Annotated in this window: 21 protein-coding genes; 9 read left to right on the forward strand and 12 right to left on the reverse strand. The window is 67.0% G+C overall.

Features of this window, described 5'->3' with window-relative positions; translation table 11 throughout:
- From HT136_RS10680 to HT136_RS10700, 5 genes are all read right to left on the reverse strand, one after another.
- Positions 1 to 561 carry a gamma carbonic anhydrase family protein gene (locus HT136_RS10680; protein WP_214199747.1) on the reverse strand — a complete coding sequence of 187 codons (561 nt, stop codon included), beginning with the start codon at positions 559 to 561 and terminating at the stop codon, positions 1 to 3.
- Positions 558 to 2,774, reverse strand: coding sequence for a spermidine synthase (locus HT136_RS10685; protein ID WP_214199748.1), 2,217 nt, complete (start codon positions 2,772 to 2,774; stop codon positions 558 to 560). Before HT136_RS10685 ends, HT136_RS10680 begins: the two co-directional genes overlap by 4 nt.
- Positions 2,775 to 2,776: 2 nt before the next feature.
- Entirely contained in the window at positions 2,777 to 3,334 is a 558-nt protein-coding gene (locus tag HT136_RS10690) for a GNAT family N-acetyltransferase (protein ID WP_246543584.1), read from the reverse strand.
- A gap of 18 nt (positions 3,335 to 3,352) precedes the next feature.
- Positions 3,353 to 4,342, reverse strand: coding sequence for a porphobilinogen synthase (hemB, locus tag HT136_RS10695; protein WP_214199749.1), 990 nt, complete (start codon positions 4,340 to 4,342; stop codon positions 3,353 to 3,355).
- Between the two features lie 115 nt (positions 4,343 to 4,457).
- Positions 4,458 to 6,059: a peptidoglycan DD-metalloendopeptidase family protein gene (locus HT136_RS10700; RefSeq protein WP_343222163.1), complete on the reverse strand. Its 1,602-nt coding sequence runs from the start codon at positions 6,057 to 6,059 to the stop codon at positions 4,458 to 4,460.
- Between the two features lie 215 nt (positions 6,060 to 6,274).
- On the opposite strand from HT136_RS10700, the gene HT136_RS10705 reads away from it, so the two are divergent.
- The 6 genes from HT136_RS10705 to HT136_RS10730 all read left to right on the forward strand — a co-directional run bounded on the left by HT136_RS10705 (position 6,275) and on the right by HT136_RS10730 (position 12,674).
- Positions 6,275 to 9,229, forward strand: a complete 2,955-nt coding sequence (locus tag HT136_RS10705) for a helicase-related protein (RefSeq protein ID WP_246543585.1) — start codon at positions 6,275 to 6,277, stop codon at positions 9,227 to 9,229.
- Positions 9,230 to 9,248: 19 nt separating this feature from the next.
- Positions 9,249 to 9,536 carry an RNA-binding S4 domain-containing protein gene (locus HT136_RS10710; RefSeq protein WP_214199751.1) on the forward strand — a complete coding sequence of 96 codons (288 nt, stop codon included), beginning with the start codon at positions 9,249 to 9,251 and terminating at the stop codon, positions 9,534 to 9,536.
- A 27-nt stretch (positions 9,537 to 9,563) separates the two neighbouring features.
- Positions 9,564 to 9,902 (forward strand): ferredoxin FdxA, encoded by a 339-nt coding sequence (fdxA, locus tag HT136_RS10715; protein ID WP_214199752.1) that lies wholly within the window; start codon positions 9,564 to 9,566, stop codon positions 9,900 to 9,902.
- A 387-nt stretch (positions 9,903 to 10,289) separates the two neighbouring features.
- On the forward strand, positions 10,290 to 10,823 hold the full coding sequence (locus tag HT136_RS10720) for a CarD family transcriptional regulator (protein ID WP_214199753.1): 534 nt from the start codon (positions 10,290 to 10,292) through the stop codon (positions 10,821 to 10,823).
- Positions 10,824 to 10,963: 140 nt separating this feature from the next.
- Positions 10,964 to 11,299 carry a hypothetical protein gene (locus tag HT136_RS10725; RefSeq protein ID WP_214199754.1) on the forward strand — a complete coding sequence of 112 codons (336 nt, stop codon included), beginning with the start codon at positions 10,964 to 10,966 and terminating at the stop codon, positions 11,297 to 11,299.
- Positions 11,300 to 11,336: 37 nt separating this feature from the next.
- On the forward strand, positions 11,337 to 12,674 hold the full coding sequence (locus tag HT136_RS10730; RefSeq protein ID WP_214199755.1) for an anti-phage deoxyguanosine triphosphatase: 1,338 nt from the start codon (positions 11,337 to 11,339) through the stop codon (positions 12,672 to 12,674).
- A gap of 9 nt (positions 12,675 to 12,683) precedes the next feature.
- On the opposite strand, the gene HT136_RS10735 is transcribed toward HT136_RS10730, so the two are convergent.
- Entirely contained in the window at positions 12,684 to 13,292 is a 609-nt protein-coding gene (locus HT136_RS10735) for a hypothetical protein (protein ID WP_214199756.1), read from the reverse strand.
- 58 nt (positions 13,293 to 13,350) lie between these two features.
- The gene (locus tag HT136_RS10740) at positions 13,351 to 14,298 is read right to left on the reverse strand and encodes an L-threonylcarbamoyladenylate synthase (RefSeq protein ID WP_214199757.1); all 948 of its coding nucleotides are present in this window, start codon (positions 14,296 to 14,298) and stop codon (positions 13,351 to 13,353) included.
- 51 nt (positions 14,299 to 14,349) lie between these two features.
- On the opposite strand from HT136_RS10740, the gene HT136_RS10745 reads away from it, so the two are divergent.
- The gene (locus HT136_RS10745) at positions 14,350 to 15,195 is read left to right on the forward strand and encodes a DUF815 domain-containing protein (protein WP_214199758.1); all 846 of its coding nucleotides are present in this window, start codon (positions 14,350 to 14,352) and stop codon (positions 15,193 to 15,195) included.
- Between the two features lie 28 nt (positions 15,196 to 15,223).
- Here HT136_RS10745 and HT136_RS10750 read toward each other — a convergent pair whose 3' ends face one another.
- Positions 15,224 to 16,720 (reverse strand): PQQ-dependent sugar dehydrogenase, encoded by a 1,497-nt coding sequence (locus HT136_RS10750; protein ID WP_214199759.1) that lies wholly within the window; start codon positions 16,718 to 16,720, stop codon positions 15,224 to 15,226.
- A 61-nt stretch (positions 16,721 to 16,781) separates the two neighbouring features.
- On the opposite strand from HT136_RS10750, the gene HT136_RS10755 reads away from it, so the two are divergent.
- Together HT136_RS10755 and HT136_RS10760 are read left to right on the forward strand one after the other, a co-directional pair.
- Positions 16,782 to 17,267 (forward strand): GAF domain-containing protein, encoded by a 486-nt coding sequence (locus tag HT136_RS10755; protein ID WP_214199760.1) that lies wholly within the window; start codon positions 16,782 to 16,784, stop codon positions 17,265 to 17,267.
- Positions 17,268 to 17,411: 144 nt separating this feature from the next.
- Positions 17,412 to 17,867 (forward strand): hypothetical protein, encoded by a 456-nt coding sequence (locus HT136_RS10760; RefSeq protein ID WP_214199761.1) that lies wholly within the window; start codon positions 17,412 to 17,414, stop codon positions 17,865 to 17,867.
- 162 nt (positions 17,868 to 18,029) lie between these two features.
- On the opposite strand, the gene HT136_RS10765 is transcribed toward HT136_RS10760, so the two are convergent.
- From HT136_RS10765 to mnmG, 4 genes are read right to left on the reverse strand one after another with little or no spacing between them, the layout of a single operon-like run.
- Positions 18,030 to 19,013 carry a ParB/RepB/Spo0J family partition protein gene (locus tag HT136_RS10765; protein ID WP_214199762.1) on the reverse strand — a complete coding sequence of 328 codons (984 nt, stop codon included), beginning with the start codon at positions 19,011 to 19,013 and terminating at the stop codon, positions 18,030 to 18,032.
- Entirely contained in the window at positions 19,010 to 19,786 is a 777-nt protein-coding gene (locus HT136_RS10770; protein WP_214199763.1) for a ParA family protein, read from the reverse strand. Before HT136_RS10770 ends, HT136_RS10765 begins: the two co-directional genes overlap by 4 nt.
- Positions 19,787 to 19,791: 5 nt before the next feature.
- Complete coding sequence (gene rsmG, locus HT136_RS10775) at positions 19,792 to 20,424, reverse strand: 16S rRNA (guanine(527)-N(7))-methyltransferase RsmG (RefSeq protein WP_214199764.1); 633 nt, start codon at positions 20,422 to 20,424, stop codon at positions 19,792 to 19,794.
- Positions 20,421 to 22,283 (reverse strand): tRNA uridine-5-carboxymethylaminomethyl(34) synthesis enzyme MnmG, encoded by a 1,863-nt coding sequence (gene mnmG / locus HT136_RS10780; RefSeq protein WP_214199765.1) that lies wholly within the window; start codon positions 22,281 to 22,283, stop codon positions 20,421 to 20,423. The genes rsmG and mnmG overlap by 4 nt, the downstream gene beginning before the upstream one ends.
- Between the last annotated feature and the right edge of the window lie 57 nt (positions 22,284 to 22,340).

Consider the following 22,340-nt stretch of genomic DNA (forward strand, 5'->3'; position numbering starts at 1 on the left):
TCAACCAAGCCCGAGCGCGGCGGCATGGTCGCGCCCGTTTTGCACGTAACCACGCACGCCGGCCTGGTTGGCGGCCCTCGCGGCCGCGTCAAGGTCACGCGCGAATTTGGCCGGACGACCCATCCACAATTGACCTGCGCCGATCCGCTTGCCGGTCAGCATCGCGCCCGCCGCAAGCATTCCCTCGCTCTCGATCACGCTGCCGTCCATCACGATCGCGCCCAGCCCGACGAAGGCGCGATCCTCGAGCGTGCAGCCGTGGACCATCGCCATGTGTCCGATCAGGCAGTCCTCGCCGATCAGCGTCGCGTGGCCCTCGGGCCGCGCGGGTTTGGGGCTGTCGCAATGGACCACGCTGCCATCCTGGATATTGGTGCGCGCGCCGATCACGACGCGGTTGACGTCGGCGCGGACGACGCAGTTGTACCAGATGCTCACATCCGGGCCGATCTCGACGTCGCCGATGATCCGGCAGCCGGGCGCGATGAAGGCGCTGGAGTGGATCCGGGGCGCCTTGCCGTGGATGGCGGCGATGGTGATGTCGGTGCGGGTCTGGGTCATGGGGTTCCTGTGAGCTGCGACCATCGGATATAAGGCAGGATCGAGGCGTGGTCATCGCTCCAGGCCCGATCGCGCACCGAAGGGAGCGCGGTCCAGGCCTGTTCGGGATGCACCGCCGCCATCCTGTCCAGCGTTTCGCGCTTGCGCGCCAGCGCGATCCAGCGCGAGGGCGAATAGCGCTCCATGTCCTCGGGCAGGTCGAGATGCGCGCGCGCGACAAGGCCCCGCTCGCGCGCCAGAGCGGCGATGACGGGAACGAGATCGATGTAGCGGTTGGAAATGTGGACGAGCAGCAGGCCATCGGCACCCAGCGCGCGTTCGTAGATCGCGAAGGCCTCGCGCGTGAGAAGGTGCAGCGGAATCGAATCGGAGGAGAAGGCGTCGATCACCAGCGTATCGAACGCCGCCGGCGAGACGTGCGCGAGGCGCAGCCGCGCATCCCCGATCACCACGCGCGCGCGCGGCGTACAATCGCGCAGGAAGGTGAAAGCACCTTCGCGCGAATAGCGCAGGATCACCGGATCGATCTCGAAGAATGTCCAGCTCTGCCCCGGATGCGACAGGCACGCGAGCGAGCCCGCGCCGAGGCCCACAACGCCCACGCGGGCCGAAGGTCCGTAAAGCGCGGGCAGCGCACCCAGGCCCAGCGCCACCCCCGAACCGGGCCCATAATAGCTCAACGTATCGTGCGCGTGCGCGGGGTCGAGCGACTGTTTGCCGTGCAGGGTCGTGCCATGCGCCAGGATGCGAAGGTGCGACTGGGGGTCGTCGCGCAAGGTGTAGATGCCGAAGTAGCTGCGCGTGCGCTGTCCCGCCCAGGAGCCCTGCAACGTCCAGGCCCCGCCCTGCCCGATCATGGCGATGAAGAGCACCACCACGAAGGCCGCGCGCGTGGCCATCAGCAGCACACCGGTGCCAACGAGGAAGACCGTCAGGACCATCCGCCAGATCCCGGCGGAAGGATCGCCAAAGAGGTCCTTGAGTTGCCAGCCGAGAAACACCGCGAGCGCGAGCAGCAGGCCTTCGGCCAGCCGGGCCATGCCCGGCTCGATGTCCTCGCGCGTGCGCCAGGCCAATAGCGGGTGCAGCGGGACCAGCGCGGCTGCGGCCAGGACCAGCACCGGGTGCTCCCAGGTCCAGTCGAACAGCACCGGGGCGAGCAGCGCGGTGAACAGTCCGCCCAGCGCACCGCCCGCCGCCAGGACGAGATAGAACTGGGTCAGCCATCCGGATTCGGGACGCAGTTCATAAAGCCGCGCGTGGAGTGTGACACACACGCAAAGCAGCAGCAGACAGGCAAGGCCCACCGCCCAGATCCCGACAATACCGCTCGAGGCCATGGCATAGCCTCCGCCGAGCAGGAGAACGACGGGCGTGATCGCGCCGACCCCGCGCGCAGGACCGCGTCGGTCGGCGAAGGCCACCACGAAGCTCAGGAGATAGAGGCCGAGCGGAATCACCCAGAGCAGCGGCGCCGCGAAGATGTCGGTGGTGAGATGCGTCGTCGTCGAAAGCATGAGTCCCGACGGCACTGCCGCCAAAACCAGCCACAAGGCGATCCCTCGCCATGTCGGCGCGGGCCCCTGCTCTGCCGAAGACCGCGTGGACGCGGGCCGGTCGCGGCGCGCCCAGCCGCAGGCGATCACGCACAGCACCAGCAAGCCGTAGCCCAGCGCCCAGCCCCGGCTCTGCGCCTGGAGCGAAAGCAGGGGCTCGGCCAGCAACGGATAGGCGAGAAGCCCGCCGAAGCTGCCGAGATTGGACGCGGCGTAAAGCGCCCAAGGTTGTCCCGCGTCGGGATCGGTGGCGAACCAGCGCTGGAGAAGCGGGGCCTGCGCCGACACCGCCAGGAACACCGGACCCACGCTGAGAGCGAGGAGGAGCGGCACCCACAGGACCTCGCTGCCCTCGGGCGCGGGCGGCAGCGCGACAAGGCCGATCGGCAGAGTCAGGGCGGCAAGCAGCAGCAGCGCGCCGTGAATCAGGGCCTGCGTGCGCACCGCGAAGCATCCCAGCGCATGGGCATAGGCATAACCGCCCAGGAGCAGCGCCTGATAGACCAGCATTGCGCTGTTCCAGACGTTGGGCGCGCCGCCAAGCAGCGGCAGCGCCATGCGCGCGACCATCGGCTGCACCAGGAACAGCAGGAAACTGCCAAGCAGGATGGCGAGGAGAAACAGGGCGCGGTCGAAGGACCGGCCACGCGGAGACATGGTCATCCTTGCGGGGCATCCCCCGGCGCGTCCCCGCGTAGAAGGCGGTAGGTCACGTGTGGGCACAGCGGGCTGTAGTGCGGCACGCCGGGATGTGCGAAATCGAGTTCGGGGCAATAGGTCATGCCCAGGCGCTCCATCACCGCGCGGCTGCGCCGGTTGCCCCTGCTGGTGATCGCGTAAAGCGCATCATCGGGAAGATGGGCGAAGGCCCAGTCGCGGGCGGCGCGTGCCGCCTCGCTGGCATAGCCCTGCCCCCAGCAATCGGCAGCAAGACGCCAGCCGATCTCGACCTTCCCCGCGACCGGACCGGTCCGCCCGCGAATTACCCCGCACCAACCGATCAGGCGTCGATCTTCCAGCCGCTCGAGCGCCCAGAAGCAGTGGCCATGCTCGGCCTGCGTGGCCTGCATTCGCGCGATCGTCGCGGCGGTCTCCTCGAGACTCAGCGGATCGCCCAGGGTTGCCATGACCACCGGGTCGCTGCAGATCGCCTGGAACGCGGCAAGATCCGCCTCGTCCCATTCGCGCAAGGCAAGCCTTGGCGTCGTGATCCGCAAGCGCCCCAAGGCCCCGCTTCAGCCCCGGAGCAGGCGCGCGGCGTGGACCGCGTGGTAGGTCAGCACGCCCGAGCAGCCCGCGCGCTTGAAGGCCAGCAGGGTCTCGAGGACGAGCGCGTCGCGGTCACCTGCGCCGGCGGCCACGGCTGCCTCGATCATCGCGTATTCGCCCGAGACCTGGTAGGCGAAGACGGGGACCTCGAAGGCTTCCTTCACCCGGCGCACGATGTCGAGGTAGGGCAAACCGGGCTTCACCATCACGCTGTCGGCGCCCTCGGCAAGATCGAGTTCGACCTCGCGCAGCGCTTCCTCGGTGTTGGCCGGGTCCATCTGGTAGGTCTTCTTGTCGCCCTTCAGCAATCCGCGCGAGCCCACTGCATCGCGGAACGGACCATAGAAGGCCGAGGCGTACTTGGCCGCGTAGGACATGATCTGGACATTGATGTGGCCCTCGGCCTCGAGCGCGGCGCGGATCGCTTCGATGCGCCCGTCCATCATGTCCGAAGGGGCGATGATGTCGGCTCCCGCGCGCGCCTGGTTGAGCGCCTGGCCGACCAGCGCCTCGACCGTCTCGTCGTTGAGCACGTAGCCGTCGCCGTCGATCAGGCCGTCCTGCCCGTGGTCGGTGTAGGGATCGAGCGCGACGTCGGTCAGAAGACCGATGGAATCGCCGCAAGCCGCGCGGATCGCGCGGATCGCCCGGCACATCAGGTTGTCGGGGTTGAGCGCTTCCTCGCCCGTCGCGCTGCGGCGCTCGGGCTGGGTGTTGGGAAACAGCGCGAGACAGGGAATGCCCAGCTCCACCGCTTCCTTCGCGCGCTCGACCAGGAGGTCCACCGACCAGCGCGAGACGCCCGGCAGCGAGGCGATCGGATCTTCTACGCCCTCGCCCTCGGTGACGAAGACCGGCCAGATGAGGTCGGCCGGGGTGAGGATGGTCTCGCGGTGGAGAGCGCGGCTCCAGGCCGTGGCGCGCGCGCGGCGCAGGCGGGTGTGCGGATAAGTCATGGCGGTGTGCTTGCCGCAAAATCCCAGGCGATTCAATTGCCCGGAACGGGTCCGGGATTGCGCCGGGCGACGCGGGGCCGGCGCCTGGCCCGCCTCTAACATGCCCCGTACGCGCTCAGTTCACCGTCTTGGGCGCGAGCCGGTCGATCTCGCGCGCGGCATCGGGGGTCTGGGCCTCGGGCACGGCGATGTCGGCGAGCGCGGCGCCCGGCGCCACGGTCAGCAGCGAAGCCATGCGGGTCTTGAATTCCTGCCGCTCCTGGCCGTCGAGCTGCGGGCGCGAGAGAATCTTCAGTCCCGCCGGATTGATCGTATGGCCGTTGCGATAGGCCTCGAGATGGAGGTGCGGGCCCGTGGAAAGCCCGGTCGAGCCGACGTAGCCGATCACCTGCCCGGCCCGGACCGAAGTTCCCGAGGAGACCGCGATCCGGCTCATGTGGCCATAGCCGGTGGCAAGGCCGCCGCCATGGTCGATCTTGACGTAGTTGCCGTGGCCGCCATGCCGCCCGGAGAAGACCACCCGTCCGGCCGCCACCGCATGGATCGGCGAGCCATAGGCCGCGCCGAAGTCGATCCCGGCGTGCATCCGGGTATAACCCAGGATCGGGTGGCGCCGCATGCCGTAGCTCGAGGTGATGTGCCCCGCGACCGGCATGCCGATCGGCACCGACTGCGCCTGGTCGACCGTGCCCGCCGCGAACATCTGTCCGTCCTTGCCCCAGCGCAGCAATTGGACCCGCGGTTTCCCATCATGTTCCATGCCCGCATAGAGCAAATCACCCACCTCGCGGTCGCCCTTGGCCGAGCGCTTGTAGGCAAGAATCATGTCGAAGCGGTCGTCCGAGCGCACGTCGCTGTCGAGGCTGACGTACTTGTCGATGGCGCGCAGGTACGCCTGGATCGCCGCCACCGGTGCCCCGGCGGCACGCGCCGAACGGTAGAGGCTCGAACCGACCGTCCCGGTGATCCGAAGCGGCGTCGTGTCGACGCGGATCGGGTGGCGCACGAGGTGAAGCGCGCCGCTGGTCTTGCCTGCGGCGCGCTCGATCGACAGGTCGAGGTCCATCCGCGCCCGGAAACCGAGCGATTCCAGGACGCGCGGCGCGTTGCCCTGGGGGCGCTTGCCCAGCGTGATGTCGAATTGCGTGCCCGATTCGATGTCGTCGACCGGAAGCGCCTGCCCGACGAGGTTCTCCACTTCCGTCGCATCGAGCGCGCCCACGCCCGCCCGGCCGAGCATCGCGGCGAGGCTGTCGCCGCGCCCGAGCGTCGAGACCAGCTCGATGCGGGGGCGTTCGGGCGCGCTCGCCAAAGGCCGGACCAGCGGACTGGCTCCCATGTGCCGCCCGCTGTCGGCGCCGAGCGCAAGCGGGGCGATCGTCTGGCTGCGAAATTCGTCGCGCATGCGGGGTTGCAAGGGGGTGGCGGTCGCCGCCTCGACCGATGTCAGGTCGGGCGAGAAGGCAAAAGCCAGCGCGCCGAGGCCCAGCAGCGTCGCAACTCCGCGAAACCACGTGCGGCTGCCGATGTCGCTGGCAAGGTCGGGCGCAAGATCGACGCGCGCGCACCAGGCCTCGAAGGCGCGCAGGCGGCCCGGACGCGGCCGGGCGCGCCGGGGCCGCGGCGCAGCCGCAACCATCTGCGCGTGCGACAGGTGGGCGGCCTGCGGGGTCTCGCTCCCGCCGTCCTCACTATCCCTGCCATGACCCTTGAACACCCGAACCGTCCTTCGTTCTGCGACCCGTACCCACACCGCGCGAGGCGACCAGCGCGGGCCCGCCCCGTCCGATTTGCCGCGCATCCTGCGCCTTTTCCCGCAAGGACCCTGCCCGCTCAAGGTTAATTGCGCCCTTACATTGTGGATTATATCCGCCAATCCGGCCGAGACGCCCCTTGCGAGCGACCGGTGGCGATGCCACACTTGACGCTGTCATGATCAAACCCCCTCATGCGATGGTGCGAAACGACGCCTCCGATGGGGTGAAGGCGGTCCTGGGGCCGACCAACACCGGCAAGACCCACCTGGCGATAGAGCGGTTGTGCGCGCATTCGAGCGGCATGATCGGCTTTCCGCTGCGCCTGCTCGCGCGCGAGGTCTACGACCGGGTCTGCAAGATCAAGGGCGAGGCCAACGTCGCGCTGATCACCGGCGAGGAACGGATCGAACCCAAGAACGCGCGCTATTTGCTGTGCACCGCCGAGGCGATGCCGGTGACCGAGCGCTCGATGGCCTTCGTCGCGATCGACGAGGCGCAGCTCGGCGCCGACCGCGAGCGCGGCCACGTCTTCACCGACCGCCTGCTTCACGCCCGCGGCCGCGAAGAAACGATGATCCTCGGCTCCGCGACGCTCGAGCCTATGGTCAAGGCGCTTATACCCGGGGTCGAGGTGGTCTCGCGCCCGCGCTTCTCCACCCTCAGCCACGTCGAGCCCAAAAAGCTCAGCCGGGTTCCTCCGCGCAGCGCCATCGTTGCCTTCTCGGTCGAGCAGGTCTACGCGCTCGCCGAAATGCTGCGCCGCTTCCGGGGCGGGGCCGCCGTCGTGATGGGCGCGCTCAGCCCGCAGACGCGCAACGCCCAGGTCGAGCTCTACCAGTCGGGCGAGGTCGACTACCTCGTCGCCACCGACGCGGTCGGCATGGGGCTCAACCTCGATGTCCAGCATGTCGCCTTTGCGGGCCTGTCGAAGTACGACGGGCAGCGCCACCGGCGGCTGACTTCGGCGGAAATGGCGCAGATCGCCGGGCGCGCCGGGCGCCACCAGACCGACGGCACGTTCGGCACGCTGGCGGGCATGAGTCACGGCCACGGCGAGCTCGAATTCGAGCCCGAGGAAATCTACGCGATCGAGGAGCACCGCTTCCCGCCGCTCACGCAATTGTTCTGGCGCACCCCCGAGCCACGTTTCGACAGTCTCGCAACGCTGATCGCCGATCTCGAGACCCCACCCGAACGGCGCGAACTGCGGCTTGCCCCCGAGGCGATCGACCTTGCCGTACTCAAGCGGCTCGCAGACGAGCCCGAGATCGCCGATTCGGTGCGCGGGCGCGGGCAAGTGGCGCGGTTCTGGGACGTCTGCCGCCTGCCCGACTTTCGCCAGCAGGGCGCCGAGACTCACTCGCGCTTCGTCGCGCGACTGTGGCAGGACTTGCGCCACGGGCAGCTCGGCGCCGACTACATGGCCCAGCAGATCGCCCATCTCGACCGTACCGGCGGCGAAATCGACACCTTGCAGGGGCGGATTGCCGCGATCCGATCCTGGGCCTATATCGCCCAGAGACCCGACTGGGTGCTGGCGCGCGACGAGATGGCCGCGCGTGCGCGCGCCGTCGAGGCCCGGCTTTCCGATGCCCTGCACGGCAAGCTTACCGAACGTTTCATCAATCGCAGGACAGCGCTGCTCATGAAAAAACTGGGACCGGACACAGGGTTGCTCTCTGTACGGCTCGAAGACGAAGAGGTTCTGGTCGAAGGCGAGCACATCGGCTCACTTCGCGGATTTGCCTTCCAGATCGACCCTCAGACCCGTCTGACCGACCGCAAGCTGCTGCTTTCGGCCGCCGAGAAGCACCTGCCCGGACTGCTCGAGGCGCGTGCCGAGGCGCTCACCAAGGCGATTCACGAGGGCCCCGCCCCGCTCGCCTTCACCGCCGGCGCGATCACCTGGGAAGGTGAGCCGCTCGGCAAGCTGGGCGTCGGACGTGCGCTGCTGACGCCCCTTTTCGTGCCCGACCGCCTGCTCGACGCAATTCCCGCCCCCGCGCGCAAGGCGCTCGTCGCGGCAGTTGAGGCCTGGCTCGAGAAGGAGCTCGAACCGCTCGCGCCGCTCGGCAAGCTCGAGGAAGCCAGCCGCTCGCAAGAGGCCGGTCCGGATCTTCGCGCATTGCTGATTCACCTCGTCGAACAGGGCGGCATACTCGCGCGCGAAAGCTCGGGCCTCGAAAAGCTCGACAAGGAGCGCCGCACGATGCTGGCGCGCCTCGGCGTGCGCGTGGGCGCGCTCGACCTCTTCGTGCCCGCCATGCTGCGCCCGCGCCCGATCGCGTTGTGGCGCGAACTCGCACGGCTGTCGGGGAAGCCCCCGCGCGGCGGTGCGCCCGACGAGACGATGCCTCCCGCGCTCGCGGTCGGTCGGCGTGACCGTATCCCCGGCTACCGCAACCTGGGCAAGCAGCTCATCCGCATCGACATGGCCGAAAAGCTCCTGCGCGAGGCCCATGCCCAGCGCGAGGAAGCCGCCGCCAAGCCGGTCGAGACGCAAGCCGAGCCCGTGGCCGAGACGCAGGACACGGCCATCGTCGAAGCGACCGAGACGCCTTCGCCTGTAGCCGCCGAAACGCCGGCAACCGAGGTCGAAACGCAAGACACCGCGCCGGATGCAACCGAGGTACCGGCCACGGCAGACAGCGCGCCAGCTGTCGAGGAACCCGCCCAGGCCGCAAGTCCCGAAAAGAGCAAAGGTGGCAACCGGGGCAACAAGGAAAGTGGCAAGGACCGCAGCCGCCATCGCGCAAAGGGTCGCGACCAGGGCCGCAGCGGCGGGCGCGGCAACCGCGACCCGCGCCCGAGCTTTGCGCTCGATCCGGCCCGCGCGATTTCGATGGGGCTGACCCCGGCGAGCTACGAGCGCCTGCTGCGCCTCGGTGGATTCCAGCCGGTGAACCCCCATCCACGCGGCAAGGAGAGCAAACCGGCGCCCGCGGACATCGCGACGGAAACGTCGGCCGAGACGGGTGCACCGGCAAGTGAAGTCGCCGCTGCGGCTCCGGCCGAGCAGCGCTGGACCTGGCGCCCTCCGCGCCGTCAGGCCCCCGCCCCCCAAACCGAGCGCGCCCCGCGCGTGCGCGAAGGCAGTGCCTTTGCGGCTTTGGCCGACATGGTCCGCTGACCATGTCGCGGGTCGGCTGATGCGTGTCGACAAGTTGCTGTGGTTCCTGCGCCTGGCCAAGACCCGGGCCGTGGCGCAGGGGCTCGCCCAGAGCGGGCATATGCGGCTCAACGGACGGCGCATCGACCGGGCCCACCAGAAAGTGGCGGTGGGGGACGTGCTCACCGTGCCCATAGGCACGCACGTGCGGGTGATAGAAATTCTTGCCATCCCCGAGCGCCGTGGACCGGCAAATGAGGCGCAAGCCTGCTACAGAGTGCTTGACGCCAGCCCGTCTCATCCCGTAGCGGCGAGCCTCCAGCCATAAGTCTCTTCAGATAAGGATTTCGCCGTCATGACCTACGTCGTCACCGACGCCTGCATCAAGTGCAAGTACACGGACTGCGTCGAGGTCTGCCCGGTCGATTGCTTCTACGAAGGCGAGAACATGCTCGTCATCAATCCGTCGGAATGCATCGATTGCGGCGTGTGCGAGCCCGAGTGCCCGGCCGAAGCCATCCTGCCCGACACCGAGAGCGGTCTCGAGCAGTGGATCGAGCTCAACGCCAAGTACGCCGCCGAGTGGCCCAACCTCACCACCAAGAAGGACGCGCCCGCCGACGCGGACGACTTCAAGGACGTTGAGAACAAGCTCGAGAAGTTCTTCTCGCCCGAACCGGGCGAAGGCGACTGATTTTCACGAATTCCACCGCAATGGACGCGTAACACCGTCCATTGCGGAAACTTCCGGTGTGCCCCAGGCACGCCCAAGGCCGCGCAAAACGGCCAAAAATCGCGCGATAAGGCGCTGATTCGAAACCCGGTTCCACGCTAGCGCAGGATTCCGCAGCGGGCCACTGGATATTTTGTCACATCGATGCTATATAATCCGCCAACTGCCCGAGTCTTCTACTCGTTTGGCAGAAATTTTTCATGACGAGGCAGGGTTCGAATTCAAGCGGTAAGAGAGTGATCTGACCGGACGGCGGAGGCTTTCGTGCCTCCTGGTCGCTTTGCCATCCGGAACATGACTCCTACCGCCTGTTTTCTTGCATCCACCCTGCAGGTGAAAGGACGATACATGGCAACCAAGGCCGATGCCTTCGATGTTGGAGATTACGTCGTTTATCCCAAGCACGGCGTGGGCCGTGTGATCGAGTTGCAGAAGCAGGAAATTGCCGGGATGCAGCTCGAACTCTACGTTTTGCGTTTCGAGAAGGAGCGCATGACGCTCCGCGTTCCGGTGAACAAGGTGGAATCGATCGGCATGCGCAAGCTGTCGTCGGACAAGACGCTGCGCGAAGCCCTTGATACCCTCAAGGGCAAGCCCAAGGTGAAGCGCACCATGTGGTCGCGCCGCGCGCAGGAATACGAAGCCAAGATCAATTCGGGCGACCTGGTGTCGATCGCCGAGGTCACCCGCGACCTGTTCCGCGCCGATGACCAGCCCGAGCAGAGCTACTCCGAGCGCCAGATCTTCGAGGCCGCAAGCTCGCGCCTCGCGCGCGAACTGGCCGCGATGGAAAAGACCGACGAGCCGGCCGCGCTCAAGAAGATCCTCGCGATCCTCAACGAGCACGCGCCCAAGTACTACGAAACCACCGAAACCGCCTGATCCAGGATTTCGTGGCAATCGAAAAGGGGTCGCCTCCCGCGCGGGAGCGGCCCCTTTTTCGTGTCTGGCGAACGGACATGTTGCCTCTCGCCACCGCATAGCCGTTGCCAGACGGGCCCTGGCATGACAGGTCTTCGGCCATGAACCCTTCTGGCTCCGGCGTGTCGCGCTCCACCCTCCTTGTCCTGGCCCTCGCCCTCCCGGCGCTTTCCGGCTGCGTGGTCAGCACCGTCGCCGATGTCGCCACGGCCCCGGTGCGCGCGGTCGGCCAGGGTGTCGACTGGGCGACCACCAGCCAGTCCGAAGCCGACGAGAAGCGCGGGCGCGCCCTGCGCAAGAACGAGGAGGCGATCGGCAAGGTTCAGCGCCGCTACGAGAAGAACTTGCGCGAATGCGACAAGGGCCGCCAGAGCGCCTGTCTCGACGCACGCGACGACTATGCCGAATTGCAGCAGCTTCGCACGCGCACGCCGTGAACGAACGGCCCTGCCCCTTCAAGGACACGACGACACGATGAGCTGGTACGAGAGGCGCGAACAATGGTCCGCGCAGGTCGAGGACGCGCGCGAAGATGGCGACATCGACTACGCCCGCGTGGTCCACTCCGCCTCGTTCCGGCGGCTCCAGGGCAAGACCCAGATCCTCAACCTGGGCGACAGCGACTTCTACCGCACCCGCCTCACCCATTCGCTCGAGGTGGCGCAGATCGCGGGCGGCCTCGCGCGCCAGCTTGCCAAAAGCTTTCCCGACCATCCCGCCACCGCCCACCTGCCCGACCGCAGCCTGATCCACGCGATCGGCTGCACGCACGATTTCGGGCACCCGCCCTTCGGCCATGGCGGTGAAGTCGCCCTGAACTACTGCATGCGGGAAGCCGGCGGGTTCGAGGGCAACGGCCAGACCTTGCGCATCCTCGCCCGGCTCGAGAGCTTTTCGGCCAACGCCGGGGCCAACCTGAGCCGTCGCACGCTGCTGGGCGTGCTGAAATATCCCGTGGCCTTCGCGCGCGCCGCCAATCCCGCGCTCACGCCCCGCCTGCGCGAAGGGCCGAGCACGATCCGCGTGCTCGATGCCGCCGCCTGCAAGCCGCCCAAGGCCTATCTCGACACCGAATCCGAGGTAGCCGACTGGATTCTCGCCCCGCTCACTCCGACCGAGCGCGACGCCTTCGTCACCATCGAGGAACGCCCCGGAAAGCACGCCCGAACGCTTCACAAGAGCTTCGACTGCTCGATCATGGATCTGGCCGACGACATCGCCTACGGCGTCCACGACCTGGAAGACGCGATTGCGCTCGGTCTCGTCGCCAAGGACCGCTTTGCCGCTGCAATCGAAAGTCCCTGTGCACCCTTCCTCGACGCGCTCAAGGCGAAATACCCCGGCGAAAGCGAAAACGACGTCTTCTCGGCGATGGTCGAGGACCTGTTCGGCGAGGAGGACACCCGCAAGCGCTACATAAGCCGCCTCGTCCACCACTTCCTGACCGGCGCTGCCTACCGCGAGGAAACGGCCTTCGCCGAACCTCTGCTGCGCTGGCGGGTCAGTCTCGAAGGGCCGCGGCGCGCCTTCCTCGACGCGCTCCAGCGTTTCATCGTCGAGGAGGTCATCGCCAGCCCCGAAGTCCAGCATCTGGAGTTCAAGGGACAGACGATGGTCGTCGCCGTGTTCGAGGCGCTCGCCGCCGATCCGGCCCGCCTGCTCCCAAAGGCCGCCCTGAGGCGCTACGAAGCTGCCTCAGGCGATCTTCGGGTCATCTGCGACCATGTGGCCGCGATGACCGACACCCACCTCCTGAAGACTTACGAGCGGCTTTTCAGCCCGCGCATGGGATCGGTGTTCGACCGGCTCTGACCTTCGGCCCTATTCCTGGTGGGAAGGTCCACCGCGCGCCGCCTGGATCGCACGGAAGGCATGGCCCATCAGGCGCGTGACCTCCTCGCTGCTCAGCACGTAGTGGGGCTCGTAGCGCAGGCCCTGCTTGCGCGTGCGGCTCCAGTGGTCGACGTAAAGCGCCTTGCCCGGCCCGAACACGAGATCGACGTGCTTGGCGAGCCGCGCCGGCCCCTCGCCCGAATAGGCGAGACGGAACAGCCCGATGTCGACCACCTGCGGGCCCATCATCAGCCAGACGTGCCCGTCCCAGTCGAACTGCGGCCCGGCGAAGACCTCTGCCCCGTCGAAAGACCCGCCATCCCCGATCACCGGCGCGCCCTCGAGCGAAAGCGTACCCGCGACGAGGTGAATCGGCGCGGCGATCTGCCGCTCGAGCGTCACCGCCAGCGCCGCGCTCATCAGCGCACCTGCGCGAGGCACTTGCGGGAAGACTTTGAGCAGATCGCGCGCGGCGCGCGAAAGCGCCGCCTGGTCGGTTTCGTTCAGCGCATAGGTCTTGAACGTCTTGGCCGCGGCCCAGCCATGATGGTGGGCGACGAGCTTGCCCAGTTGCGCGCTATCCTTGATCGAACTCATCGCGCGCCTTTAGCTGCCCCCGCGCGATTTGACGATAGTCGGTTCGCGCAAGGGCGAGTCAGGCCGCCGCGCGGCGCAGCCGGTCGTTGATCGCCGCACCGATCCCGGTCTCGGGTACCGGCGCGATGGCGATGCGTACATGCCCATCCGCCGCACCCTGGTGCAGCAGCGCATAGAGCCGGCTCGCAGCCTCGTTAAGATCGCCGCTCGCCGACAACGTCGCATGCCCCGCCACGGCCCCAAAGCCGATGTGGAATTCGTCCGGCTCGGCCTTCAGCGCGTTCAGCCGCACGGGCTTGCCCGGCGCGTAGTGGCTGGCAAGCTGGCCCGGCGCCTCGATCGCCTGCGCGGTGACCGGCTCGCTCGCCTGCCCCAGCACCGCCGCGAGCTCGGCTTCCGCGATCGGGCCCGGACGCAGGACTTGCCAGCGCGTGCCTTCGCGCAGCGCGACGATGGTCGATTCAAGGCCTGCCGCGCACGCCCCGCCGTCGATCACCGCATCGACCCTGTCGCCGAGCGAGGCAACGACATGCCCCGCCGTCGTCGGACTTACCGCGCCGCTGCGATTGGCCGAAGGCGCGGCTAGCGGCAAGCCGGTCTCGGCGATCAGCGCGCGCATGACGGGATGCGCCGGGCAGCGCAGCGCGACGGTCGACAACCCGGCGGTCACCGCCGCAGCGACCGGAGCCCCTTCGCGCAAGGGCAGCACCAGCGTCAGCGGGCCCGGCCAGAACGCCTCGGCCAATGCTTTGGCACGCTCGTCGAGCAGCGCGATCGCCTCGGCCCCGGCGAGATCGGCAACGTGGACGATCAGCGGGTTGAAGCTCGGTCGTCCCTTGGCCGCATAGATCGCCGCGACGGACTCGTCGCGATCGGCCCTTGCGGCGAGCCCGTAGACGGTCTCGGTGGGCACCGCGACCAGGCCGGCGCCACGCAAAATGGCCGCCGCCTCGGCAATGTCCGGGGTGGTGCTGGCAAGAAGGCGCGGGCGACTGGCGGGATTCATGCCCCGGCGCTATAGCCGCGCGGTGCGAAAGCCAAGGAAAAGCGTATCAAAATGACGAGTGCAACGCCCGAATCCCAAACCCTCCCCCTGCTCGCCCGGATTGCCGACGCGCTCGAGCGGCTTGCCCCGGTCGCTCCCCCCGCGATCGACTGGCTCGCCTGTCCCGCCTACGTATGGAGCGGATCGAGTGCGCGCGGGGTGGACCGCCTCGATGCGCCCGCGCTCGCCATGCTGCGCGGCATCGACGACCAGAAGCAAAGCGTCGTCACCAACGTGCTGCGCCTCGCCGCCGGCCACGCCGCGCACGACATGCTGCTGTGGGGTTCGCGCGGGATGGGCAAGTCGGCCCTGCTGCGCGCCGCGATCCGCAAGGGCCAGGCCGAACACGCCGATGGAATCGCGCTCGTCCAGGTCGGCCAGGACGCGCTCTCGGGCGTGACCGATCTTTTCGCGACGCTGGGCCAGGTCGAGCGGCGCTTCCTCGTCTTCGTCGACGATCTCGGCTTCGAGGAGAATGACGGCGCGGGCCCGCGCCTGCTGCGCTCCTGGCTCGAGGGCGGCGTCGAGGCCCGGCCCGCCAACGTGCGCCTCGCGGTCACCTCGAACCGACGCGCGATCGTCTCGCGCTCGATGCGCGAGCAGGACGATCCGATCAACCCGCGCGACGTGGTCGACGACCGTCTCGCGCTCGCTGACCGCTTCGGCCTCTCGATCGGCTTCCACGCCTGCGATCAGGACGCCTATCTCGCCATTATCGCGGGCTATGCCGGCGAATTCGGCCTGACGTGGGAAACAGGCGACGCGCTCGAATGGTCGCGGCGACGCGGTGCGCGATCGGGCCGCGTAGCCTGGCAATACGTCAACGAACTGGCCGGACGCGCTGGCGTCGCGCTCTAGGACCCGGAGGGCGCCCGACGGCGCCCTCTCACTTCTCCGGGGTCAGGATCCGGTCCTCGCCCTTGAAGCCGGCCTGCAGGCGCTGCTCGGCCGCTTCGGGCGAGTTGGGATCGATCAGGCCCGGACGCGGCTTGAGATGCTCGGTCTCGACCGGCTTGATCGGGTCGGAGGGCTTGGCCCCGGCGGCGTGAACCCGCCAGACGATCCCGGCGGTGTCGTCCGTAACGAGAAGCGCACCCGCCTTGTCGAAGGCGACCCAGGTCGGACGGCCATGAGTCTCGTCGCCGTCCTTGGTCAGGAACCCGGTCAGCACGCGCACGGGCTTCACGTCCTTGGGGTTGCCGTTGGCATCGAAGGGAATGAAGACGACATCATAGCCGACCGCCGGTCGACGGTTCCACGATCCGTGGCGGGCAATGAAGGCGCCGTTGCGATAGGCCGGGCCCATCAATGTACCGCCTTTGTCGAAGACCATGCCGAGCGTGCCGGTATGCGCGCCCATCGCGTATTCGGGCTTGCGCGTGTACTCGATCATGTAAGTCTGCATGTCGAGCTCGACGCGGGTATCGAACACGTCCTTCCAGTAGACCCAGGGCCAGCCGTACTGCGCGCCGACGGGGACGTTGGTGAAGTAGTCGGGAACGAGATCGGGCCCGAGCATGTCGCGCTCCTGCACCGTCGCCCACATTTCGCCGGTCGAAGGATTCCAGTCGAGCCCGTTGGGGTTGCGCATGCCCGCCGCGTATTGGCGACGCCGGCCGGTGTCGGTATCGACCTCCCAGATCGAAGCGCGGCCCGCTTCCTCCTCGATGCCGTTGTCGGCAATGTTGGTCGCCGAACCGACCGCGACGTAGAGGTGCTTGCCATCGCTCGTCAGCAGCAGGTTGCGCATCCAATGGTTGCCGCCCGGCCACAGATCCATCAGCTTCTTCGGCTTGCCTTCCAGCTTGGTCTGGCCCGGCGTGAAGGACCATTCGAGAATCGCATTGTGGTTGGCGACGTAAAGCTTGCCGTTGCCATAAGCCATGCCCGAGGGCGAGACGAGGTCGGCCTTGCGCAGATCGAACTTCTGGTCGGCCTTGCCGTCGCCGTTGCTGTCGCGCAGCAGGACGATCGTGTCGGGCGAAGGACCGCCCGCGCCGACCTTGCCCATCGCCCAGCCCATCACCGTGCCGGTAATCCCGCCGCTCTCGCTGGCCTTGGGCGCCGAAGTCTCGGCCACAAGCACGTCACCGTTGGGCAGGGTGAGCATCGTGCGCGGATGCGCCAGCCCCTCGGCGAAGCGCTCGACGACGAGGCCCTTGGCGGGAACCGGAGCCTCGCCCGGCTGCCATCCGATGGTGTCGACCAGCTTCATGCTCGGGATCATCTGCGGATCGGGATCGACCAGCTTGGGATCCTTGCCCGCGGTGGCGTCGCTCGGCAGGTCCGAGGTGTTGGAATACTGGGTCCAGGCAAAGAACGCGACCAGCGCGAGGACAAGGACGACGACGGCCCCGAGGGCCTTGAGCAGGATCGTGCGCATGGCGACCGAGATAGGACCCTACCGGCTAGGCGGCAACCACGAGTTGCGCTAACCGGGGAGCATGTACGATTTTGGATCCCTCTCCGACCTGCCCAAGAGCGAACTCTATGAGGAACTGGCGCGTGCCGCCACGGCTCTCGTCGATGGCGAAACCGATGCCGTCGCCAACATGGCCAACCTCTCCGCGCTCATCTGGCAATTCGTCCCCGACCTCAACTGGGCCGGCTTCTACCGCCGCATCGAGGATGAGCTGGTGCTCGGCCCCTTCATGGGCAAGCCCGCCTGCATCCGCATTCCTCTGGGCGCGGGCGTGTGCGGCGCAGCGGCAGCGAGCGGCGAGACGCAGCTCGTCCCCGACGTCCATGCCTTTCCCGGCCACATTGCCTGCGACGCAGCCAGCCGCTCGGAACTCGTGGTCCCGGTTATCGTCGAAGGTGGTGTGGTTGCCGTAATCGACCTCGACAGCCCCCTGCCCGGACGCTTCGACGAGGAGGACGCGCAAGGCTTCGCCCGCCTCGCCGCGATCGCGGCGAACGTCCTCGCCTGATTCAAACTCACGACGGTCGCCTGATCCGATCCGGGACACGCGACCGCCAATGCGACCAATTGCATGGTAATACGCCGCATTAGATGCTAAATTTTTCGTTAACGCCCGGCCAGACCGGATTTGTCTCGCGAAAAGGTGCATCCTATGCGTCACTTCCGTTCCACCGCAGCCCTAGCCGTGCTGCTGCTCGGGTTTGGACTCTTGCCCACCCAGGTCGTCCATGCCCAACCGGCAACTTCAGAATCTCCCCGCGTCCGCTATGGCGGCTTCGACCCGGTTGCGCGGGATGCCTGGCTTGCCGACTGCCACCAGAAAGTGGCTGCGCGCGACTCCAGCCCGAGCGCGCGCCCCGTTGGCCGGGTACCGACCGATGAATGCCAGGCTTATCTCGACGCCTTTTACGAACGTTATACGCACGCGGGCTATGCCGGCTATCACCCACAGACCGGCGCCATAATTTCCGGCTACGATCCGCGCCGTTACGGCGCCGATTATACCCATGCCAGCGAGCCTGGTGGCTCCGCAGGTCTAAAATTTGTATCGCACGAGGTGGTTCAGCGGCTGCCGGCTCATGCAGCCGCATCCGGCGCTCGCGACTAGAGGCCTTCTAGCCGGTAGGAAAGAAAAGCGTTTCAAGGGGTTTACCACCCCTTGACCCGTATGCCGTCGATGGTGACGGCCTGCCCGGCACATCCGGTCAGCACAATTTTGGACGGTATTGGCAGCTCGAGGGGCCTTTCCCCCTCGAAAAATCTTCTTAACTCAGATCGCGCCACCGGTCAGGCGCTGGCAGACCAAATCGAGCTGGTCGAGCGTCGTATATTTGATCGTTACCGTTCCCGAACGCGGATCGGCATCGGACTGGATCTTGACCGGAAGCCCGAGGAACTCCTCGAGGTGGTCCTGAACCGCGACAATGTCCGCATCCTGCGCCGGATCGCGCGCGGTGCGCGCCGGACGGCGAGGCGTGGTATCGCCGCGCATCTTCTTGCGCACGAGCTTCTCGATATCGCGCACCGACATCTGCGACTTGACCGCCTGCGCGGCCAGTTCCCCGGCCTCGTCGCATCCGATCAGCGCGCGCGCATGGCCCATCGACAGATCGCCCTTCTCGACCAGGCGCACGACATCGTCGGGCAAGGCGAGCAGGCGCTGGAAGTTCGCGACGTGGCTGCGGCTCTTGTCGACGAGGCGTGCGATCTCGGCCTGAGTCATCCCTTCGGATTCGGACAGGCGCTGATAGGCGCGCGCCTCTTCGATCGGGTTGAGATCCTCGCGCTGGAGATTCTCGATCAGCGCCAGCGCCATGACTTCGCGATCGGACAGATCGCGCACCAGCGCCGGTATCTCGTGAAGCTGCGCTTTCTGCGCTGCACGCCAACGGCGCTCACCTGCTACCAGCTGGAAACCGCCGGTATCGGTCGGACGAACGATGATAGGTTGAATCACCCCACGCTGCGCGATCGAGGCGGCGAGCTCGTCGAGTGCTTCTTCGTCGAAATAGCGACGCGGCTGCTGTGGGTCGGGCTTGATTTCCGCCAGGCTCAACGAACGCAAGCCTGTTCCACGTGGAACAGCACCCGCTCCATCCGCATCCGAACCCGCAGCGGCGCCCGGCGCCGCGACCGGTTCCTCGCGACGGCTTTCCCCCAACAAGGCGCCAAGCCCACGACCAAGCCCTCTTGGCTTCTGCCGCGACGCACTCGGAGTCAATGCCGGTGCGCGGGGGGCGGTTTCGTCGCTCATGCTGCCTTTCTCGCTTCGGGAAGTCGGGTGATCAATTCACGCGCCAGGGCCATGTAGGCCCGGCTGCCAGCGCAGGAATGATCATAGATCAGGGCTGGGACACCGTGGCTCGGCGCTTCGGACAAGCGCACGTTGCGCGGAATGTTGGTTTCGAAGATCAGCTGGCCCAGGCACGAACGCACGTCATCGGAGACCTGGTCGGTAAGACGGTTGCGGCGATCGAACATGGTCAGCACGATCCCGATGATACCAAGGTCGGGATTGAAGCGCTGCTGTACCCGCTCGACCGTCGTGAGGAGCTGGCTGAGCCCTTCCAGCGCGAAGAATTCGCACTGCAGGGGCACGAGCAACTTGTCGGCCGCGGTCAGGGCGTTGAGCGTCAGAAGACCCAGTGAAGGCGGACAGTCGATCAGGCAGACATCGTAGGCCGAATCGTCACGCAGCGCGCTGCTCAGGCGATGTGCACGGTCGTCCGCATTGACGAGCTCCACTTCGGCCCCCGACAGATCGACCGTGGCGGGCAGCAGGTCCAATCCAGGAATGGACGTCGGCACAACGCACTCCGCCAGCGGTTTCTTATCGACCAGCACATCGTAGGACGAGAAATCGCGATCGGCCGGATAGACACCGATCCCCGTGGACGCATTGCCCTGCGGATCGAGATCGATCAGCAGGGTCTTCCAGCCCGTGGCTGCAAGCGCCGTCGCAACGTTGATGGCCGTGGTAGTCTTCCCGACGCCGCCCTTCTGGTTGGCGATAGCAATACGGATCACGTGGTCTATCCCTTCCTGTCGGTGAGCTTCCCGACAATGATGCCTGCCTGCGGGTCCGTCAGGGACTGTTCCACGTGGAACACGTGCCGCCACTTGCGAAGGTCCTGCAATTCTTGCTGTGCCGAGCGCCCCTTGGGCAACACCCAGATCGTGTCACCTGTGGAAAATCGAGAGGATAATTCCAAAAGCCGTTCGAGTGGTGCGAAGGCACGCGCGGAAATCACGCTGGCGCGTTGCGATTCGACCAGTTCGAGTCGCTGTCCGGCAATCCGTGCCCTGTCGAGGCCCATGGCGATTCGGGCGCGTTCAAGCCAGTCGATCCGCCGCGCACGCGACTCGACCATGACAACCTCGCATTCGGGGCGAAGCGCGGCGATCACCAATCCGGGAAACCCCGCTCCCGTCCCGAGGTCATACCAGGGTCCGTGTGTTTCACGTGGAACATGAGTGAGAAGCTGTGCCGAATCGACGATATGGCGCAGCCAGACCTGTTCGAGACTGGCGGCGGAGACCAGATTCTGGCGCTGGTTCTCCTCGGCAAGCATCGCCACGAGACATTCCAGGCGTTCAGCCGCCTCCGCATCGTAGCCAGGTAACGTCTCAAGCCAGGATCGCGCCTCGGCGTTTGTCGTAATCATGCCGCCGAAGTCTCCCGCCGGGCGCGAACAAGAACCGCGGCCAGCGCCGCCGGTGTGATTCCGGGAATGCGCCCGGCCGCCGCGAGATTGGCAGGGCGTGCGCTGGTCAATCGTTCGACCATCTCGCGCGACAGGCCCGGAATCTCGTCGTAAGGGAAATGGTCGCCCAAGTGGAGCGCTTCGCTCGCGCGCAGATCCTTGAGCTCGCGCTCCTGCCTTTCGAGATAAGGTGCATATGCGGCATCTTCGGCCACCTCCCCGGCAAGCTCTCGATCGGCAAGCGGATGCGTCTCCCCTTCCCGCGCCAGCCACGGTTCGAGCCGATCGAGGTCGATCCCGTCGAAACGAAGCCATTCGCGAAGCGGCAAACGGCCCAGGTCCATCCGCACCGACATTCCCGCCTGCGCCAGCACGCTCGCCGCTACGGGTTGGTCGAGCGCTTCCTCGAGGCCCGCGCGCGCATCCTCGCGCCGCTCGAACCAGGCGCGGCGCACGGATCTGACGGCCCCAGCTTCGATCGCCAGGGGCGTAAGACGCGTCGAAGCATTGTTCGCGCGCAAACGAAGCCGGTACTCAGCGCGCGCGGTCAGCATGCGGTACGGCTCGCTCACACCGTGCAACGTCAGGTCGTCGATCATGACCGCCATGTAGCTGTTGGCACGATCGAGCGCGGCCGGTTCGCGTCTCAGTATCTGCGCTGCCGCCTGCATGCCCGCGACCAGTCCCTGCGCCGCCGCTTCCTCGTAGCCGGTCGTTCCATTGATCTGGCCTGCACAATAGAGACCCGGCATGTCGCGCAGTTCGAGAGTCGGACGCAGGGCCCGCGGATCGATGTGATCATATTCTACCGCATAGCCCGGCACGACCATCTCTACCGCCTCGAGTCCTTCCATGCTGCGCATCATCGCGAGTTGGACGTCGGTCGGCAACGAAGTGCTCACCCCATTGGGATAGACGAGATGCGTATCGAGCCCTTCCGGTTCGAGGAAAATCTGGTGTCCGTCGCGATCGGCGAAACGGTGAATCTTGTCCTCGATGGAGGGGCAATAGCGCGGCCCCCTCGCCCCAATCGCGCCCGAGAAGAGCGGCGAGCGATCGAGATTGGCGCGGATGATATCGTGCGTCTGCGGATTGGTGCGCGTGATTGCACAGAACACTTGCGGGACCACGCGCCTCCCCATCGCCGACATCGTCCAGTCCTCCGCGTCGGAGGGCTGTTCCTCGAGGCGTCCCCAATCGATCGTCCGGCCATCGAGACGCGGCGGCGTGCCGGTCTTGAGACGGGCCATCGGCAGGCTCGCCGCGCGCATCTGCTGCGCCAGGCGCTGTGCCGATGCCTCACCGATCCGCCCGCCCACGAGACGCTCCTCGCCGCGAAACAGCGTGCCGCCCAGGAAGGTACCTGTGCACAGGATCGTAGCGGGGGCCGAAAGGCGCGCGCCATCGGCAAGGTCAATTCCCACGACCCGTCCCTGCTCGATCACCAAGGCAGCCGCCTCTCCGGCGACAAGCGTAAGATCGCCCTGCTGCTTAAGCAGCCGGTGGATTGCCGCCTTGAACAGGCGCCGGTCGGCCTGGACACGTGGCCCCTGCACGGCACTGCCCTTGGAGCGATTGAGCATGCGGTAATGGATCGCGGCCGCATCGGCTGCACGCGCGATCAGGCCGTCGAAGGCGTCGACCTCGCGCACCAAGTGCCCCTTGCCCAAGCCGCCAATCGCGGGATTGCAGCTCATCGCACCGATCGCGTCGAGATCGAAACTCACAAGGGCGACGCGGGCACCCATGCGCGCGGCAACAGCCGCCGCTTCGCAGCCGGCATGGCCGCCGCCGATCACGATGACATCGAAGGAATGCATGGCTCAAGCGCTTACTCTACCGCCTTGCCTGCGTCAAAGTCCGCGCGCGATTTTGCC

The sequence above is a fragment of the Novosphingobium profundi genome (assembly GCF_018491765.1).
Taxonomy (GTDB): domain Bacteria; phylum Pseudomonadota; class Alphaproteobacteria; order Sphingomonadales; family Sphingomonadaceae; genus Novosphingobium; species Novosphingobium profundi.

Bases quoted from the DNA above. Each gene is read 5' to 3' on its own strand.
- HT136_RS10680 (WP_214199747.1), bottom strand. From the start codon at position 561: ATGACCCAGACCCGCACCGACATCACCATCGCCGCCATCCACGGCAAG.
- HT136_RS10685 (WP_214199748.1), bottom strand. From the start codon at position 2,774: ATGTCTCCGCGTGGCCGGTCCTTCGACCGCGCCCTGTTTCTCCTCGCC.
- hemB (WP_214199749.1), bottom strand. From the start codon at position 4,342: ATGACTTATCCGCACACCCGCCTGCGCCGCGCGCGCGCCACGGCCTGG.
- HT136_RS10705 (WP_246543585.1), top strand. From the start codon at position 6,275: ATGATCAAACCCCCTCATGCGATGGTGCGAAACGACGCCTCCGATGGG.
- HT136_RS10710 (WP_214199751.1), top strand. From the start codon at position 9,249: ATGCGTGTCGACAAGTTGCTGTGGTTCCTGCGCCTGGCCAAGACCCGG.
- fdxA (WP_214199752.1), top strand. From the start codon at position 9,564: ATGACCTACGTCGTCACCGACGCCTGCATCAAGTGCAAGTACACGGAC.
- HT136_RS10720 (WP_214199753.1), top strand. From the start codon at position 10,290: ATGGCAACCAAGGCCGATGCCTTCGATGTTGGAGATTACGTCGTTTAT.
- HT136_RS10725 (WP_214199754.1), top strand. From the start codon at position 10,964: ATGAACCCTTCTGGCTCCGGCGTGTCGCGCTCCACCCTCCTTGTCCTG.
- HT136_RS10730 (WP_214199755.1), top strand. From the start codon at position 11,337: ATGAGCTGGTACGAGAGGCGCGAACAATGGTCCGCGCAGGTCGAGGAC.
- HT136_RS10735 (WP_214199756.1), bottom strand. From the start codon at position 13,292: ATGAGTTCGATCAAGGATAGCGCGCAACTGGGCAAGCTCGTCGCCCAC.
- HT136_RS10740 (WP_214199757.1), bottom strand. From the start codon at position 14,298: ATGAATCCCGCCAGTCGCCCGCGCCTTCTTGCCAGCACCACCCCGGAC.
- HT136_RS10745 (WP_214199758.1), top strand. From the start codon at position 14,350: ATGACGAGTGCAACGCCCGAATCCCAAACCCTCCCCCTGCTCGCCCGG.
- HT136_RS10750 (WP_214199759.1), bottom strand. From the start codon at position 16,720: ATGCGCACGATCCTGCTCAAGGCCCTCGGGGCCGTCGTCGTCCTTGTC.
- HT136_RS10755 (WP_214199760.1), top strand. From the start codon at position 16,782: ATGTACGATTTTGGATCCCTCTCCGACCTGCCCAAGAGCGAACTCTAT.
- HT136_RS10760 (WP_214199761.1), top strand. From the start codon at position 17,412: ATGCGTCACTTCCGTTCCACCGCAGCCCTAGCCGTGCTGCTGCTCGGG.
- HT136_RS10765 (WP_214199762.1), bottom strand. From the start codon at position 19,013: ATGAGCGACGAAACCGCCCCCCGCGCACCGGCATTGACTCCGAGTGCG.
- rsmG (WP_214199764.1), bottom strand. From the start codon at position 20,424: ATGATTACGACAAACGCCGAGGCGCGATCCTGGCTTGAGACGTTACCT.
- mnmG (WP_214199765.1), bottom strand. From the start codon at position 22,283: ATGCATTCCTTCGATGTCATCGTGATCGGCGGCGGCCATGCCGGCTGC.